At 59.9% G+C, this 16883-nt stretch carries 17 protein-coding genes; 10 read left to right on the forward strand and 7 right to left on the reverse strand.

What is annotated here, in order from left to right:
* Nucleotides 1-148: 148 nt before the first annotated feature.
* The 5 genes from I9185_RS04955 (at nt 149) to I9185_RS04975 (ending at nt 4285) form a co-directional block, all read left to right on the forward strand.
* On the forward strand, nt 149-994 hold the full coding sequence (locus I9185_RS04955) for a MoxR family ATPase (protein WP_210092475.1): 846 nt from the start codon (nt 149-151) through the stop codon (nt 992-994).
* 101 nt (nt 995-1095) lie between these two features.
* On the forward strand, nt 1096-1554 hold the full coding sequence (locus I9185_RS04960) for a GNAT family N-acetyltransferase (RefSeq protein ID WP_210092476.1): 459 nt from the start codon (nt 1096-1098) through the stop codon (nt 1552-1554).
* The gene (locus I9185_RS04965) at nt 1551-2891 is read left to right on the forward strand and encodes a DUF2927 domain-containing protein (protein ID WP_210092477.1); all 1341 of its coding nucleotides are present in this window, start codon (nt 1551-1553) and stop codon (nt 2889-2891) included. Before I9185_RS04960 ends, I9185_RS04965 begins: the two co-directional genes overlap by 4 nt.
* 7 nt (nt 2892-2898) lie before the next feature.
* Complete coding sequence (locus I9185_RS04970) at nt 2899-3096, forward strand: hypothetical protein (RefSeq protein WP_171630689.1); 198 nt, start codon at nt 2899-2901, stop codon at nt 3094-3096.
* A gap of 4 nt (nt 3097-3100) precedes the next feature.
* Nucleotides 3101-4285 (forward strand): VWA domain-containing protein, encoded by a 1185-nt coding sequence (locus I9185_RS04975; RefSeq protein ID WP_171631843.1) that lies wholly within the window; start codon nt 3101-3103, stop codon nt 4283-4285.
* Nucleotides 4286-4300: 15 nt separating this feature from the next.
* On the opposite strand, the gene I9185_RS04980 is transcribed toward I9185_RS04975, so the two are convergent.
* Nucleotides 4301-5785 carry an inorganic phosphate transporter gene (locus tag I9185_RS04980; protein ID WP_171631841.1) on the reverse strand — a complete coding sequence of 495 codons (1485 nt, stop codon included), beginning with the start codon at nt 5783-5785 and terminating at the stop codon, nt 4301-4303.
* A 217-nt stretch (nt 5786-6002) separates the two neighbouring features.
* Here I9185_RS04980 and I9185_RS04985 point away from each other — a divergent pair, with 217 nt between their 5' ends.
* On the forward strand, nt 6003-6689 hold the full coding sequence (locus tag I9185_RS04985; protein WP_152458255.1) for a M48 family metallopeptidase: 687 nt from the start codon (nt 6003-6005) through the stop codon (nt 6687-6689).
* A gap of 70 nt (nt 6690-6759) precedes the next feature.
* On the opposite strand, the gene I9185_RS04990 is transcribed toward I9185_RS04985, so the two are convergent.
* The 5 genes from I9185_RS04990 to I9185_RS05010 are packed head-to-tail and all read right to left on the reverse strand — an operon-like array spanning nt 6760 to nt 12024.
* Entirely contained in the window at nt 6760-7302 is a 543-nt protein-coding gene (locus tag I9185_RS04990; RefSeq protein ID WP_171631838.1) for a PIN domain-containing protein, read from the reverse strand.
* Nucleotides 7299-8501 (reverse strand): class I SAM-dependent rRNA methyltransferase, encoded by a 1203-nt coding sequence (locus I9185_RS04995; RefSeq protein WP_210092478.1) that lies wholly within the window; start codon nt 8499-8501, stop codon nt 7299-7301. The genes I9185_RS04990 and I9185_RS04995 overlap by 4 nt, the downstream gene beginning before the upstream one ends.
* A 38-nt stretch (nt 8502-8539) precedes the next feature.
* Nucleotides 8540-8812: a hypothetical protein gene (locus I9185_RS05000; protein WP_171631831.1), complete on the reverse strand. Its 273-nt coding sequence runs from the start codon at nt 8810-8812 to the stop codon at nt 8540-8542.
* Nucleotides 8796-11591 carry a glutamine-synthetase adenylyltransferase gene (locus I9185_RS05005; RefSeq protein ID WP_210092479.1) on the reverse strand — a complete coding sequence of 932 codons (2796 nt, stop codon included), beginning with the start codon at nt 11589-11591 and terminating at the stop codon, nt 8796-8798. The genes I9185_RS05000 and I9185_RS05005 overlap by 17 nt, the downstream gene beginning before the upstream one ends.
* Nucleotides 11592-11640: 49 nt before the next feature.
* A complete protein-coding gene (locus I9185_RS05010) occupies nt 11641-12024 on the reverse strand; it encodes a nuclear transport factor 2 family protein (protein ID WP_245223410.1) in 384 nt (127 codons plus the stop codon).
* A gap of 148 nt (nt 12025-12172) precedes the next feature.
* Here I9185_RS05010 and I9185_RS05015 point away from each other — a divergent pair, with 148 nt between their 5' ends.
* The 4 genes from I9185_RS05015 (at nt 12173) to I9185_RS05030 (ending at nt 14389) form a co-directional block, all read left to right on the forward strand.
* Nucleotides 12173-12595 carry a DUF2852 domain-containing protein gene (locus I9185_RS05015; protein WP_210092480.1) on the forward strand — a complete coding sequence of 141 codons (423 nt, stop codon included), beginning with the start codon at nt 12173-12175 and terminating at the stop codon, nt 12593-12595.
* Nucleotides 12596-12660: 65 nt separating this feature from the next.
* Nucleotides 12661-13092 (forward strand): RDD family protein, encoded by a 432-nt coding sequence (locus I9185_RS05020; RefSeq protein WP_171631821.1) that lies wholly within the window; start codon nt 12661-12663, stop codon nt 13090-13092.
* 75 nt (nt 13093-13167) lie between these two features.
* Nucleotides 13168-13992, forward strand: a complete 825-nt coding sequence (locus I9185_RS05025; protein WP_210092481.1) for an arginyltransferase — start codon at nt 13168-13170, stop codon at nt 13990-13992.
* A 7-nt stretch (nt 13993-13999) separates the two neighbouring features.
* Nucleotides 14000-14389, forward strand: a complete 390-nt coding sequence (locus I9185_RS05030) for a VOC family protein (RefSeq protein ID WP_171723091.1) — start codon at nt 14000-14002, stop codon at nt 14387-14389.
* 132 nt (nt 14390-14521) lie between these two features.
* On the opposite strand, the gene I9185_RS05035 is transcribed toward I9185_RS05030, so the two are convergent.
* On the reverse strand, nt 14522-16876 hold the full coding sequence (locus I9185_RS05035; RefSeq protein WP_171723090.1) for a TRAP transporter large permease subunit: 2355 nt from the start codon (nt 16874-16876) through the stop codon (nt 14522-14524).
* Nucleotides 16877-16883 lie beyond the last annotated feature (7 nt).

Raw genomic sequence — 16883 nt, forward strand, 5'->3', positions numbered from 1 at the left:
CGCGCGCACGAATCAACCAAAAGGGCTTGGAGTTCCTGCAAAAATCGCCTCAACCGACGCAGGGACGCGGGTTGTCAAAATCATTGACCGTCTGTAACCCGGACAACACAACCTGCCCACGGATCACGAAAAACCACACGAGAAGCCCATGACCGCACGCTTTCAAGGTACAGCCGAATATGTCGCCACTGACGATCTGACGATTGCCGTGAACGCCGCCGTCACACTTGAACGCCCATTGCTGGTCAAGGGCGAACCCGGCACCGGCAAGACAGAACTTGCCAAACAGGTGGCCGGCGCGCTGGGGCTGAGGATGATTGAATGGAACGTGAAATCCACCACCCGCGCGCAGCAGGGCCTGTATGAATATGACGCGGTCAGCCGCCTGCGGGACAGCCAGTTGGGTGAGGAACGTGTGCATGACGTGACGAACTATATCCGCAAGGGCAAGCTGTGGCAGGCCTTCGAGGCCGACGAAAAGGTCGTTCTGCTGATCGATGAGATCGACAAGGCGGATATCGAGTTTCCAAACGACCTTTTGCAGGAACTCGACAAGATGGAGTTCCATGTCTACGAGACAGGGGAAACCATCCGGGCCAAAAACCGCCCGATCGTCATCATCACCTCGAACAATGAAAAGGAATTGCCGGACGCGTTTCTGCGCCGCTGCTTCTTCCACTACATCCGCTTCCCGGACGAGGCCACGATGCGCCGCATCGTCGAGGTTCATCACCCCGGCATCAAGGATGCGCTGCTGACCACCGCCCTGACCCAGTTCTATGAAATCCGCGAGACGCAGGGGCTCAAGAAAAAGCCGTCAACATCGGAAGTGCTGGATTGGCTGAAGCTGCTGCTGGCCGAGGACCTGAGCGCCGAAGACCTCAAACGCGGCGGCACAGTTGCGCTTCCGAAACTGCATGGCGCGTTGCTGAAGAATGAACAGGACGTGCATCTGTTCGAACGTCTGGCCTTTATGGCACGCGGCAAACGATAGCCGGACGGTGACCAGACGGTGATCATGGCTTGCCTTGCGGCGGCCCGGATGCCAGCATCGGCCCATCTGGCGAAACAGAGCTTCGCCGCCCACAGAATTGGATGACTCGCGTGGCGAACGCACTGACAATCCGCACCCTGCGTGCCGAGGACAAAAGCCAATGGGCCGACATGTGGCGGGACTATCTGGCATTTTATGAAACCGCCCTGCCCGATGATGTATACGAAACAACCTTTTCCAGACTGCTGGGCGACGACCCGCAGGATTTTTCCTGTTTCGTTGCCGAGCAGAATGGCGCCTTGGTCGGGTTAACACATTATCTGTTTCATCGCCACGCCTGGAAGGTGGAAAAGGTCTGCTACCTGCAAGACCTGTTCGCGCAACCCGAGGCACGAGGGGCAGGCGTTGGCCGGGCCTTGATCCAGGCGGTCTATGACGAGGCCGATCGTCAGGGCGCGCCGTCGGTCTATTGGCTGACCCAGGATTTTAACCACACTGCGCGGAAACTGTATGATCGCATCGGCACACTGACACCGTTCATCAAGTACGCCCGCTCATGAAGCGATTGAGTGCCCTTTTTCTGGCACTGGTTGTTGCCGGCTGCGCGACGGTTGAAACGATCGAGCTGCCCGATCAGGTCGCGCCCATCGAAGCAAGCCTGCCGCCTGCCAAGTCTTTTTCAACGGCACGTCCTTCGCCGCCTGCTCGATCGAACAAGAACATCGCCTCGGATTTCTTGTCCCTGCATTTTGAACTGGAAAGCGGCGCCGCCCTGCCCGTTTTCACGCGATTTGAGACCCCGGTCACAGTCCGCCTGGCCGGATCGCCGACCGCAAGCATGCAGCAAGATCTGAACCGGTTGCTCAACCGCCTGAGGCGTGAAGCCGGAATCAACATCCGACAGATCGACGAAGGCCAGGCGAATATCACCATCGAAGCCGTCAGCCAGAAAAACATTCTGCGCATTCTGCCCAACGCGGCCTGTTTCGTCGTCCCCAACTCCTCCAGCCTTGAAGAATATCGCCGTGACCGCCGAAAGATCAAAAGCAGCTGGACAGAACTGCACAAACGCGAACGGCTTGGGATTTTCATCCCATACGACGTCAGTCCGCAGGAAATACGTGATTGCCTGCATGAAGAACTGGCGCAAGCGCTTGGTCCGCTGAACGATCTGTATCACCTGCCGGATTCGGTGTTCAACGACGACAATATCCATACGGTTCTGACCGGGTTCGACATGTTGATCCTGCGGGCTGCCTATGCGCCGGAACTGCGCACCGGCATGACCCGCGATCAGGTTGCCGCGGTCATCCCGGGGGTTCTGAGCCGGATGAACCCGCGCGGGGACAGGGTGCCCGTTCAACCCTTTACGGATACACCGCGCGAATGGATTGACGCGATCCAGAAATCACTGGGACCGGGCGCGGGGTCGCCCAGACAGCTGCGCGCTGCCCGAAAGGCGGCACGGATCGGTCAGCAGCAGGGATGGACGGATCACCGCCGCGCCTATCCCCATTACCTGATGGGCCGGATGGAACAATTCCGGGACCCCATCGAAGCCCAACGCCAGTTTCAGATTGCGCAGCAATTTCTGAAGGCCACGCCCGGCACAGAGGTGCATCAGGCCTATGTCACCACGCAAACCGCGGCATTCGCGCTGGCACAGGAAAAGGGACCCAGTGTTCTGCCCGAGCTGAACAGGGCCATCGATGTCATGACACGGGCAGAAAATGCGTCTTTGCTGGCCACGTTGCTGTTGCTGAAATCAGAAGCGCTGAAACAGGCGGGGCAGATACAGCAGGCACGTGCCGTCAGGCTGGACAGCCTGGGATGGGCGCGGTACGGGTTTGGTTCGGATCTGGTGGCCCAGTCGTTGTCGCGGGACAACGGTCGATAACATACGGATGGCACGAAAGACGGATGACGCACATATGTTGGTAGTTCTGGGAATGGCGGCACTGGGTGCAACCTTGGGAGCCCTGACCGCGAAAAAGCGCAGCGGTAATCGGGCCGACATGGCGCAATATGCCGCCGGATACGGCATTGCCTTTGCGCTGGTGGGTCTGGTGATCTCGTTGATTCTGGTGCGTTTGGTGGCCTGACACGATGTTCCTGCCCTTTTTCGAAAACCTTCGCAAAGCTGGCATCCCGGTATCGCTGCGGGAGTATCTGACTTTTCTGGAAGGCATGAAAAAGGGTCTGGCCACCTATGATATCGAGGCGTTCTACTATCTCGCGCGCGTGTCGATGGTGAAGGACGAACGCAACATCGACAAGTTCGACCGCGCCTTTGCCGCCAGTTTCGAAGGACTGAACGAGATCAGCTTCGATCAGGTTCTGGAAGCCGTTGACATCCCCGGCGACTGGCTGGCCAAAATGGCCGAAAAGCACCTGTCTGATGAAGAAAAAGCCGAGATCGAGGCGCTTGGCGGTTTCGACAAGCTGATGGAAACGCTGCGCGAGCGTCTCAAGGAACAACAAGGCCGCCATCAGGGCGGCAACAAGTGGATCGGCACGGCCGGGACCTCTCCTTTCGGGGCCTATGGCTACAATCCCGAAGGCGTGCGCATCGGCCAAAAGGAAAGCCGCCACCAGCGCGCGGTCAAGGTTTGGGACAAGCGCGAATTCAGAAACCTGGACGACACGGTTGAACTGGGCACCCGCAACATCAAGGTTGCCCTGAAACGCCTGCGCCGCTGGGCGCGCGAAGGTGCTGCGGAAGAACTGGATCTGGACGGCACCATTCGCGCTACGGCCGAGCACGGCTATTTGGATGTCAAAACCCGACCCGAACGTCACAACGCGGTCAAGGTTCTGCTGTTTCTGGACGTTGGCGGATCAATGGACCCGCATATCAAAGTGGTGGAAGAGCTGTTTTCAGCCGCACGGTCCGAGTTCAAGCATCTGGAGTATTTTTATTTCCACAATTGCCTTTACGAGGGCGTCTGGCGTGACAATCGCCGCCGCTGGGACCAGCAGACGCCCACGCATGAAGTCTTTCGCACCTATGGGCCCGACTACAAATGCATCTTCGTCGGCGACGCCTCGATGAGCCCGTATGAAATCGCCTATCCCGGCGGCGCCAACGAGCATTGGAACGCAGAGGCCGGGCAGGTCTGGCTGCAACGCGCGCGGGATCAATGGGCGTCGAACCTGTGGATCAATCCCGTGCCCGAGAAGTATTGGGAATACACCCACTCCATCAGCATGATTCAGGAGATCTTCGAAGGCCACATGGTGCCGATGACCCTGGCCGGGCTGGAACAGGGCATGAAAGCGCTGACCCGTTGAGGTCAGCGCCAGAGTTTACCCGGCAATTACCTGAATCCCAAGAAACAGGATCGCCGCCAGCATTGCAGCGGCGGGAACCGTGATAACCCACGCAGCAACGATGGTCAGGAAATGCGACCGACGAACCAGCTTGCGGCGGCGGCGTTCTTCCGGCGCGACGCGGGGGCGTTCAGGGAAAGCCCGGCTGGCGCGTCTCAGCCGTCGCTCGGCATCCCATTCCCGAAAGAACCCGACACCGAAGACAGCGCCAACCGCGATGTGGGTGGAACTGACAGGCAGGCCCAGCCAGCTTGCAACGATCACCGTGATTGCGGCCGACAGGGCAACGCAATAGGCCCGCATCGGGTTGAGCTTGGTGATCTGGCTGCCGACCATACGGATCAGTTTCGGACCAAACAGGAACAGGCCGAACGATATCCCGAACGCACCGATGACCATGACCCAATAGGGAATGCTGACGGCATGAGTGAAGTCGCCCGAGGCAGAAGCCTGCACAATCGCGGCCAACGGTCCCACCGCGTTGGCAACGTCATTTGCACCATGCGCAAAACTCAGCAGTGCCGCAGACACGATCAGCGGAATTCCAAACAGAATTTTCAGCGACTTGTTGCGGTTCTCAAGCCCCTCGGACTGGCGGCGGATCACCGGGATCATCACTGCCCAGATCAGCCCGCCACACGCCGCACCGATCAGCAACGCTGTCCCGAGATCAATTTTGATGATTTTCTTGAGACCCTTGAGCGCCAGATAAGATGCAAAGGCGCCCGCCATGATCCCGACCAGCATCGGCACCCATTTGCGGGCCGCGGCGATCTTGTCTTCCTGATAGATGATCCTGGCCTTGATGAACCACAGGAAACCGGCTGCGACCAAGCCCCCCAGAAGTGGCGAGATCACCCAGCTGGCAGCGATCTTGCTCATGGTGCCCCAGCTTACGGCGCCGAACCCAGCCGCAGCGATCCCTGCCCCCATTACACCGCCCACGACCGAATGCGTGGTAGAAACCGGCGCGCCGATCCAAGTCGCCAGATTGACCCAAAGCGCCGAGGACAGCAGCGCCGCCATCATCGCCCATATGAAGACATCGGCCGTTCCCATGCTTTCCGGCGCGATAATTCCCTTGGCGATGGTCGACACGACATCGCCCCCGGCAATGAGCGCCCCGGCACTTTCAAAAACAACGGCAATCGCAATGGCACCGCCCATCGTCAGCGCATTCGCCCCCACTGCGGGACCCATGTTGTTGGCGACGTCATTGGCCCCGATATTCAGCGCCATATAGGCCCCGAACATCGCCGCGATCACGACGACAAGTGAATTGTTGCCCTGCCCGAACAGGAAAGCGGCCACAAGGCCTGCGACGACAATGAATGCCAGGGCGATCCCTGAGCCCACAAAGGGTCGTCCAGCCTGTGCGGTCGCCATTTCGAGGCGTGAAAAGCGCCGCAAATCCCGGTCGAGTGTTTCCAGGTGACGCGCTTCATAGTTCTTGTCGGTCATGGGTCCCCCATCGATAGCGCCCTGTCGGTTAAGTGGGATCGTTGCAATAATCAACAGCTCATATCGCAAGATCACAACTTATCGAAGGTTGTGCCGATTTCGGCGCACGAAAAAAGGTTATGCCGAATTCGGCGCACGAAAAAAGATTATGCGGGTCCCGACGAACATCCCGCAGGTGTGACTTGCGCAAAGCCCATGTTCGGACCATATCTTTGACATGCTTCGATTAACCCCGATCCTGCTGGCAATTGGCTACGCCATCGTGATGTACCGCATTTCGGTCTGGCGCACCCATCGTGAGTTGGACGCAAAATCGACCGAACTGGCCGACCCGGTGCTGAAACGTATGACGGACCGGCTTGCCGCAGCTTTGGAAATCGATCGGGTCCCTGTCTATATCTACGAGATTGACCCGGTGAACGGGCTGGCTGCTCCGGATGGTCGGATTTTCATCACGCGCGGGTTTTACCGAAAATTCCGCAACGGAGAGGTGTCGGCCGAGGAAATGGCCAGCGTGATCGCACATGAGCTGGGACATGTAGCCTTGGGTCACGCAAAGCGACGGATGATTGATTTTTCAGGCCAAAACGCGATGCGGACGGCGCTGATCATGGTGCTGAACCGGTTTATTCCGTTTATCGGAGCGATGATTGCGAATGCCTTGACATCATTACTGGCCTCGCGCCTGTCACGACAGGATGAGTATGAGGCGGACGAATATGCCGCCGCCTTGCTGACCAAGGCCGGAATCGGGATCGGGCCGCAGAAATCCTTGTTTCACAAGCTGGAAGACCTGACGCAACAACGGGCGGGCGTTGCCCCGGCATGGTTGATGAGCCACCCGAAAACGGGTGAGCGCATTGCGGCACTGGAGGCCCTTGAGCAGCGTTGGGCGCGTGGCTGAGGGTACGCAGCGAGAGGCCAGCCTCTCGCGCTCTCCGGGATATTTTTAGCCAGATGAAGTGGGATCCAGTTTATTGGGTGAGCGCCTTGCCAAGGCGTGGAAGGCGGGCCTTTTTCATCAGCGCCCGCAGGGTCCATTGGTGGCCGGAAAGGCGGATGGCTTCACTCAGAACGCGATCGGCGATGGTCGCCAGGCCGTCAGGGTCAGATAGCCAGAGACCATGCAGCAAGCCGTCGGGATCTCGGCGGTCGAGCCCCTCCTCTGCCAGAATATTTCTGGGGAAATCCTTGGCGTTGACGGTCACGATGACGTCGGCCGAGGCGGTGATGGCCGTCGCCAGAACGTGGATATCGGCTGCGTCGGGCAGCCAGAGGCGCTGCTCCAGCCCCGGGACCGGCGCGCGTTCGGCCCTTGGCCACTGCGCTTGCGCCAAGGCAATTTCGGCGCGGGCTTGCGCCTCGCCCGTCGGGCCCAGCTTGCGCGCGGCGCGGGCCCATTCTTCGAGGATGCGGGCAGACCAGATCGGAGTGAAATGGCCAAGGCGGGCCGCGCCCAGCAGCATCTCGCGCATCACCGTGGGATAGATGACGCAGGTGTCGAGAACGGCCTTCACAGGCGGTAGAACACTGCTTTGAGGTAGCCGCTTTCCGCCAGTTGCGGCAGTTGCGGGTGATCGGGACCCGCAAACCCGGTGTGGATCAATTGCGCCTGACGCCCGGCGCGCCCGATCCCACGGGAGGACGCATCGCGGAACCGGCTCAGGTCAGCCGCGTGCGAACACGAACACAGCCCCAGATAACCACCGGGTTTGACCAGAGGCGCCGCCAGTCGTGCGATACGTTCATAGGCGCGCAGCCCCGCATCCAGCGCTTGCCTGGACGGTGCAAACGCGGGCGGATCGCAGATCACCACATCAAATCGCGCGCCTTCTTCACCCAGTTGAGTCAGAACCTCGAACGCGTCGCCCTGTCGGGTCTGGAACTTTTCAGCAAGGCCCGACGCCTCGGCCCCTTTTTTCGCCAGGTCGAGCGCGGCGGCTGAGCCATCGACGGACAATGCCTGCCCCGCACCGCCTGCAAGCATCGCCAGACCGAAGCCGCCCACATGGCTGAACACGTCCAGCACCTGCGCATCGGGATGAACCAGGCGCGCGGCAAAGGCGTGGTTGGGGCGCTGGTCGTAAAACAGCCCGGTCTTCTGACCGCCTGTCAGATCCGCCATGTAGGTGGCGCCATTCATCGGCACCGGAAAGGGCGCATCGGGCGCGGTTCCGCGCAACACTTGGTAGACGTCGTCCAACCCCTCCAGCCCGCGTGTACGGCCCGAAGCGTTCTTCAGCACCGTGGTCACGCCAGTGACTTTGACCAGAGCTTGGGTCAGCACATCCAGGTGCGCCTCGGCCCAGGCCGCGTTCGGCTGAATGACGCAGGCCACGCCAAAGCGGTCGATGATGACGCCAGGGAAGCCATCCGCTTCGGCATGGATCAGGCGATAATACGGGGCGTCGAACAGGCTTTCCCGCAGATCAAGGGCGCGCTGCAAACGGCTCTCGAACCACGTCGCGTCAAGCTGTGCGTCGATATCACGGTCCAGAACCCGGCACATGATCTTGGACGCGGGGTTGACCGCGACCAGCGCGACGGGCGCCCGTTTGTCATCTTCGAGCACGGCCAGAGCGCCCGCCGGAATTTTTCGGGTACGGCGGTCGGTGACGATGTCATTGGCGTAGACCCAGGGGAAACCATGGCGCAGGCCGCGCGCATTGGCTTTGGGTTTCAGGCGGATACGGGGACGGTCGGCAGATTGGGTCATGGCGCCCTCATAGTCCTGAACGCGCCGGTGGGAAAGCCCTAGCGGTTACGGGATCGCCAACCGCCGCGGCGTTCTGGGGCCTTTGCCGTCTGAAGGCCTTCGGTCAGAACCTGTGTCATCGGATGATCGGGGTTCTGCTCGGCATAGCCCGCGTGCAGCTCGGCCAGCGCCGTGTTCTGGTCGCGATCTGCGGGAAGGCTCAGCGCCCAGTCCAAAAAAATGCTGCGACACTCTGGCAGGGTGATGCCGTCGATTCGATAGGCTTCCCGGATCAGACCTTTGTGGTCGTTGGGATCACTGCTGCGCGCCATCTTCTTCCCCCTTGATCACGCCGCCGATCAGATCGGCCGCGGTCGTGTAACATTCCTGCAATGCCGCCTGCAAAGCCTCGACCTGTTCGAACCCGGTGGCGCGGCACAAAAATGCCGTACCGCCTTCGCCGATCTTGTCGGCTTCGATTGTCTTGCCCGACAGCAACCGCGCGGCGCATTGCACCGACCAAAATAGGTCATAGCAGTCTTTCAGAGATTGCGCCTGCGCGACATCCAGCAACCCGGCTGCGACGGCGCCATCCAGACCCGACGCGACATCGCGCTGCGCGGACCCCGCCAGCAAAGCACCGGTTTCCGCCATCAATTCGATATCCATCAGCCGGCCGGGGCCGTTCTTGGCGTCCCAGATGCCGGCGGGCGCCTTGGCCGCCGCCAGGCGCGACCGCATCTCGGCCACTTCGCGCAGAACCTTCCCCTGCTCTCGCGGGTGCGACAGAAACTCGGTGCGGAAGGCTTCGATTTCCTCGGCCAGTCCGGCATCCCCGGCAACAACATGCGCGCGTGTCAGGGCCAGATGCTCCCACACCCAGGCTTCGTTCCGCTGGTAATTGACAAAGCTGGCCCAACTGGTTGCGACCGGCCCCTGATTGCCCGAGGGACGCAATCGCATATCGACCTCATACAAGCGTCCCTGCGACATCGGAGCGGACAATGCCGTGATCAGGGCCTGCGTGAACCGCGCATAATACGTGCGCGTGGCCAAAGGGCGCGGACCGTCAGACATGTCCTGATCCAAAGGATCGTAGATGACGATCATGTCCAGATCGGATTGCGAGTTTATCCGGCCTGCCCCCAGCGACCCCATCCCAAGCACGGCAGCGCCACGCCCCGGTGCAGCGCCGTGTTTGCGGGCGAAATTCTCGGTGACATGCGGCAGGATGGCCGCGATGACCGACTGCGCAAGATCGGCATATTGCCGACCTGCCCGCACCCCGTCGATCAGGCCGCGCAGGTGATGCACGCCGACCCGGAAATGCCATTCCTTGCACCAGCGTCGGGCAAGATCAAGCTGGGTTTCATAATCCGTTTCTTCCGACAAAGCCTGCGTCAATTCCGCTTGCAACGCCTCTTGCCCGGGCCAATCCGCAAAGAAACTGCCCCCGATCACCGCATCGAACACCGACGCGTTGCGGGACAGGTGCGATGCCAGAGCATGCGAGGTTCCGACGATATCGATCAACAAGTCGATCAGTTGCGGATTCGCCTCGAACAGCGAAAACAGCTGCACCCCGGCGGGCAGGCCCGCCAGGAACCCGTCCAAAGCCATCAATGCTTCGTCGGGCTTGGCGGTTTTGGCCAGACGTGACAGCAATTCGGGGCGCAGACGTTCGAAAATCCGCGCGCCGCGCTGGGACCTGAGGGCCGGATATGTCGTCCATCGGGCCAGAACGTTCTTGTCGAACTCCACATCCTGTACATGGGCGGGCGCCGCACCAGGTCCGGGGGCAAAGAACCCTTCGGTCAGCTCATGCACTTCGGTCAGGCGGTTTTTCAGGTCCTGCGTCAACTCGGCGCTGCTGATCCCCATCAGGCAGGCGACGCGTTCGATCCCGTCGGGTGAGTTCGGCACCTTGTGGGTCTGCGCATCATGAATCATCTGGATGCGATGTTCGACTTCGCGGTGCGCGCGGTAATGATCTGTCAGCTTGTCCGCCACATCCTGTGGCACCCAGCCTTTTGCCGCCAGCGCCGCCAACCCGGGAACCGTGCCTCGCACCCGCAGGTCAGCGTCCCGCCCACCCGCGATCAACTGGCGGGTTTGCGTGAAAAACTCGATCTCGCGGATACCGCCCTGCCCCAGTTTCATGTCGTGACCGGGGATCGACAAAGACCCGCCCGTCCCTTTGTTTTCCCGGATGCGCAGGCGCATGTCATGGGCGTCCTGAATGGCGGCAAAGTCCAGATGGCGGCGCCAGACAAAGGGGCGCAAGCCGTCAAGGAAACGCTGCCCCGCATCCAGATCCCCGGCGCAGGGCCGCGCCTTGATGTAAGCCGCGCGCTCCCACGTACGACCGAGGCTTTCGTAATACCGCTCGGCGGCCTCCATCGCCATGCAAACCGGTGTCACGGCCGGGTCGGGGCGCAGCCTCAGATCCGTTCGGAACACATAGCCATCCGCCGTCTTCTCGCTCAACGTCGCACAGAAGTTGCGCGTGGCCCGAACCATGCCCTGCCGGGCCTCGTAAAAGTCATCGGGGTCAAAGCGCGTTTCATCAAACAGGACGATCAGATCGATATCCGAGCTGTAGTTCAGCTCATGCGCGCCCATCTTTCCCATCGCCAGTATGACCAGGCCGGCTGCGGTTTCGACATCATCCTCGGTCATGCCCGGCAGCTTCTTGCGCCGGATCAGTGTCGCGATCTCGGCCTTGGCGGCAACATCCGCGGCCAGCGCACCGAAATCGGTCAGGGCCGCCGTGACCTTCTCCAATGGCCACGCACCTGCAATATCGGCCAACGCCGTAAGCAGAGCCATTCGCCGCTTGGCCTGCCGCAATCCGGGTTTCAACTGATCCGGCGGCAGATCACGCGCAGCAGCCATGACGTCAGCCAATGCCTGATCCGGGTGCATCAGGGCCTCGGGCAGCCAGCCCTCCTCTTGTTCGATCAGACTTTTCAGATAGGGGCTGGAACCGGCGGTGCCCGCCACCAATTCTGCCATCTCGGCCGGCAAATCAGGCATCAGGGCCTGCGCCTCGGCCCCCAGGGATGGATCGAAAGGGCGCGGAAGTCGTGAAATGGCTAAAACGTCTGTCATGGGCGCAAACTGCGCATCGCGGCGCGTGATCGTCAATGGGGCATTCTGATCAGGTGTTCTGAACCGGCGTGTCCTGACTGAAACTGTTGACCCAAACGTCGTTTCTGCGTTCCCACAAAGAAGAAATCAGCATCGCCTCGCGCGTTGTCGCACCCGGGCGCAGGTAATCGGCCTTGTAGGACAGCAAGACGATATCCGGTGTCAGAACACGCAATCTCGCGTCGCTCAGTTCGAACTCGGCCATCGTCGGAGCATCTGCAAATTGGCCGACATGATCGTCACGATTGGCAAATCCCGTCGGATAGACCCCAAGAAAATCCGCGCTCAGCAATGCCCGGTCCGCGCTTGCGTTGCCCTCGACCAGCGCCATCCAGACCTGCTTTTCCAAATTCAGAATTTCATTCAGCGCAGGTGCCGTTTTGTGTTCTGTCATATCCATTTCCGCAACCTGCGGCTGATGGCGCTCACCGTCAACCGAATTGCTGAATGTAAACCTTTTTTACATTGACCCCTTGCAACCCCCGCCCACGACCCCATCTAATCAATGTGAAAAGAGTTTACATCAACCCTGGAGAGCTCAAATGACCGCATTGTCCGACCCCGCCGTCCCCGCGAATCCGGGATGGCTTTACCGAATTGAGGCCTGGCTGGATGACAAAGGCAAAGGGGCCTGGATCGCTGCCATGGTCCTTGGTTTCATCTTTTTCTGGCCGGTTGGCCTGGCCCTTCTGGCTTACATGATCTGGAGCAAACGCATGTTCAGCAAATCCTGCAGCCGCCGCAAATCCTGGCACAGCCACATGAGCGCGATGAAACCATCCGGCAACAGCGCATTTGACGCCTACAAGGCAGATACACTGGCCCGCCTTGAACGCGAACAGCAGGACTTCGAGGCATTCCTGCGCCGCCTGCGCGAGGCCAAGGACAAGGCCGAATTCGACGAGTTCATGGACGAACGCGCCCGCGAGAACCATGAAGACGACGAAAATGCCAAGCCGGCCTGATTGACCTTGCCCTGTCCCGGCAATCCGGGACAGGGTACCCTGACCCATTTTTTCGGACCTGACGAATGAACCACCTGCCTGACCCGGATACCCAACCTGATTTCTACCGCTCGGTGACAAGCAAACGCTTTGTCGCTTGGTTGTTTGATATCGCCTTCATCTCGCTGCTCTGCACGGTGGCGATCCTGTTGAGCGCAGGCCTCGGTCTGTTTTTTCTGGCAGTGATTTATGCCGTGATCAGCTTTGTCTATCGCGTAGTAACCATCACCAACGGCTCGGCCACACTGGGCATGCGGTTCATGGGAATCGAATTGCGCGACGCATTCGGAGAACGAATGGATATGGGCAAGGCCATCGCCCACACTGCCGGCTATTTCGTCAGCATGGCGTTTGCGGTGATCCAGATCATCTCGGTGATCATGATGTTGACCAGCGCCCGCGGCCAGGGTCTGACCGACAGTTTTCTGGGCACGGTCATGATCAATCGACGGGCCTGACACGCGGTTGCGCGAAACACTTGGCGGCCTCGGGAACGGTTGCTATCATCCCTCCCGAGGCTATCTGGGAACTTCATGCGACACACGCTGCCAATTGCGCCACAATTCTATGTCACGGCCCCGCAACCCTGCCCCTATCTCGATGGCAGGATGGAGCGTAAGCTGTTCACCGCGCTTCAGGGCGAAGGTGCGGAACAGTTGAACAATTCCCTGTCGCAGCAGGGGTTTCGCCGGTCGCAGAATGTGCTCTACCGCCCTTCCTGCACAGATTGCGCAGCCTGCCTGTCCGCCCGGATCGACGTCTCGGCTTTCCGCCGGACAAAAAGCCAGAAACGCGCTGTGAAACGCAATGGATATCTGCAACGCCGCGCCACATCGCCCTGGGCCACGGACGAGCAGTATGAGCTGTTCCGCCGCTATCTTGACACCCGGCACGCCGATGGCGGCATGGCCGACATGGACGTGTTCGAATTTGCGGCAATGATCGAAGAAACCCCGATTCGAAGCCGAGTGGTGGAGTATGCAGATCCTGAGACCGGCGACCTGATCGCTGTCAGCCTGACCGACGTGCTCGATGATGGGCTGAGCATGGTCTACTCTTTCTACGATCCGAACCAGCCTCAGAATTCTCTGGGCACCTATATGATCCTGGACCATATCGAGATCGCGCGCGAAGCCGGCCTGCCCTATATCTACCTGGGCTATTGGGTCCCCGGCAGCCCCAAGATGGGCTACAAGGCAAAATTCTCCGGGCTTGAGGCCTATATTCAGGGCGAATGGCAAAAGATCACAGATCCTGATACCTTCTGCGCTTCCTCACGGCACCCCCTGTCCACCGCTCCGATTGCCGAGCAAGTGGCCAATATCCAGCTTCCCGACCGCCACCCCACCAAGGGCTGACCATCCGATGAAACAGAAGCTGCACGCCGTCACCCTCGTGGTGCCGGATTACGATGACGCACTTGCGTTTTATACGGAAAGACTTGGCTTCCAGCTCTTGAAGGACATCGATCTCGGAGGCGGAAAACGCTGGGTCCTGATCACACCGCCGGGTTCAGACGGCGGCGCCCTTCTTCTGGCCAAAGCCGACGGGCCCGAACAACGCGCCGCCATCGGCAACCAGACCGGCGGCCGTGTGGGCTTTTTCCTTCAAACCGATGATTTCCAACGCGACTACACACAGATGCGTGCCAATGGGGTCCATTTCGAAGAACCCCCCCGCGTCGAAACCTATGGCACAGTCGCCGTCTGGTGCGATCCTTATGACAACCGCTGGGATCTGATCCAATTCACCTGATCCGCTTCTTCATCTGGCCGAAAATATCCCGGGGATGAATTGGCAGCAGGGCAAGAAGGGGCTGGCCCCTTCTCAGCAACAAACAAGAAAAAGGGGGCCTTCGGGCCCCCTTTTGCATTTTGATGATCCGGATCAGTTCGGGATCAGGTCCGGTACGATCGTGACAATCGCCGGGAAGAACCACAGAATTGCGATCCCTACCACCTGGATCAGAACAAACGGAATGATCCCGCGATAGATATGGCCAGTCGTCACTTCCTTCGGCGCAACCCCTCGCAAGTAGAACAACGCGAACCCGAACGGGGGTGTCAGGAAGGATGTTTGCAGGTTCACCGCCACCATGATCGTCACCCATTTCGGGTCGAACGACCCGCCATAGATCACCGGCCCAACGATCGGGATCACGATGTAGATGATCTCGAGGAAATCCAGCACGAAGCCCAGTATGAACAAAACCAGCATCACGATCAGGAAGACCGTGAACTCGTTGTCAAAACTCTTCAGGAATTGCTGGATATAGTGCTCCCCTCCGAACGAGATCACCACCAGGTTCAGCAATTGGGATCCGATCAGGATGGTAAACACCATCGAGGTCACCTTGGCCGTCTCGCGCACCACCGGGGTCAGAACTCCGCTGGAGTACAGCACCCAGCACCCGAACAGCAGCCCGAACAAGGCGTACAGATAGGCCGCATACGCGATGATGAAGGCGATCCAGGTCTCCAACGTCACATTGCCCTGATTGACCCGCAGGTCAAAGTTCACCCCCATCAGCAAGGCGATGATCACGGCAAAGGTCGACCAGATGATCACCTTGCCCGATCGCCCCTGATCCTGCAGCTTGCGATAGGCCGCCAGCATGATCGCGCCACCCGCACCCAGCGCCGCCGCCGGCGTCGGGTTGGTCACTCCCCCCAGGATCGACCCCAGAACAGCGATGATCAGAACCAGTGGCGGGAAGACCACGCGGATCAGGTCATTGGTCGCACATCGCGCTGCGGCTTCCTTGCAACCATACATGGCCAGCGCAAATGGCAACGCGAGCAACAGGAACGTCGCCCCCGAAGAAGTCGTGGGCGAAATCAGCAAGATATCGACCAACACCATAAGAAGCAGACCAATCGCACCAACGATAAGCGGCTGAGGCGTACGCGAGGGGGCGATGCCACGACCCAGAACCAGAGTAAGGCCCAACAGCACGACGGTGATCGCGACACCCGTTCCAATTGGTGCGGCTGATGCAATCATTTCCTGTTGTGCGGCGGCCAGTTCTTCTTCTGTCAGGCGCTGAGACTCAGCTGCACCGCCAGCGGCGTCAATGGCGTCCTGCTCGGCGACGGCCTGATCCCAGGCGGCCTGACCATGAAGATCGATCATCGATACCTTGCATTCTTCCGACACGTTGGTTCGCAACGATGCGCCCTGTCCGATGTCCGAGAAAGCCGAGACCGAAATGTTCTGGCTGCCGATCAGGCCGACATTGCCCAGCAACACGGTGCCGACAATCAGCGCAACCGGTGCCCCCAGCAGCCAAGTCAGACCTTCGGACCGGGTGATCGGCTCACCCGACCCGCCTGACAGCGCCACGGCAGGTGCCTTATGGGGATTCAGCAATGCATAACCAAACGCATACAACGCATAAAGCAGCGCCAGAAGGATCCCCGGCAAAAGAGCCGCCTGGAACAAGGTTCCGACCGAGACAACCGCGGGTTCCCCCAGATAGGTCAACGCATCGGTACATCCCGCCTCAACGGCCCGCGTCTCCTGCGCTGTCGAATACAGATCGCCCGCCAATGTGCCAAGCAGAACGATCACGATCGAGGGCGGAATAATCTGCCCCAGCGTACCCGAGGCCGCGATCACACCCGTTGCGAGTTCCGGCGAATAATTGTTCCGCAACATGGTTGGCAGCGCCAGCAGGCCCATGGTCACCACGGTCGCGCCAACGATGCCGGTAGAGGCCGCAAGAAATGCCCCCACAACCACGATGGACACGGCCAGACCACCCGGCAGCGGTCCAAAGACGCGCGCCATCGTCGTCAGCAGGTCGTTTGCGATTTTTGAACGCTCCAGCGTGATACCCATCAGAACGAACATCAGCACGGCCAGCAATGTCTCGATGGACTGACCGGCCAGAACCCGTTCGTTCATGCGATTGACGATGAACGACACGTTGCGGTCCAACGCGGTTTCCCAGCCAGAGACAAAGACCGGCTCGGCTATCCTTGGCAGATCCGGGTATCGGAATACCGATATGACATCAGGTTTTACCCCGGAATTTACAATATCCCGATAGGCTTGCGAGCCTGTGTCGATTGCCTGGTGGATCAACAGCCCGGCACTGTCCAGTGCCGCGATGATCCCAAAGGAAATCACTCCGGCGCCGCCGATGGCAAAGGCCACCGGGAAGCCGGAAAGGATGCCCCCAAAGAGGCAGAAAAATACGATAATGAGGCCTATCTCGACGCCATCAAGTCCGAACAACATAGTCTGG

Origin of the sequence: Ruegeria sp. HKCCSP346 (genome assembly GCF_017872595.1) — a bacterium.
Lineage (GTDB): Bacteria > Pseudomonadota > Alphaproteobacteria > Rhodobacterales > Rhodobacteraceae > Ruegeria.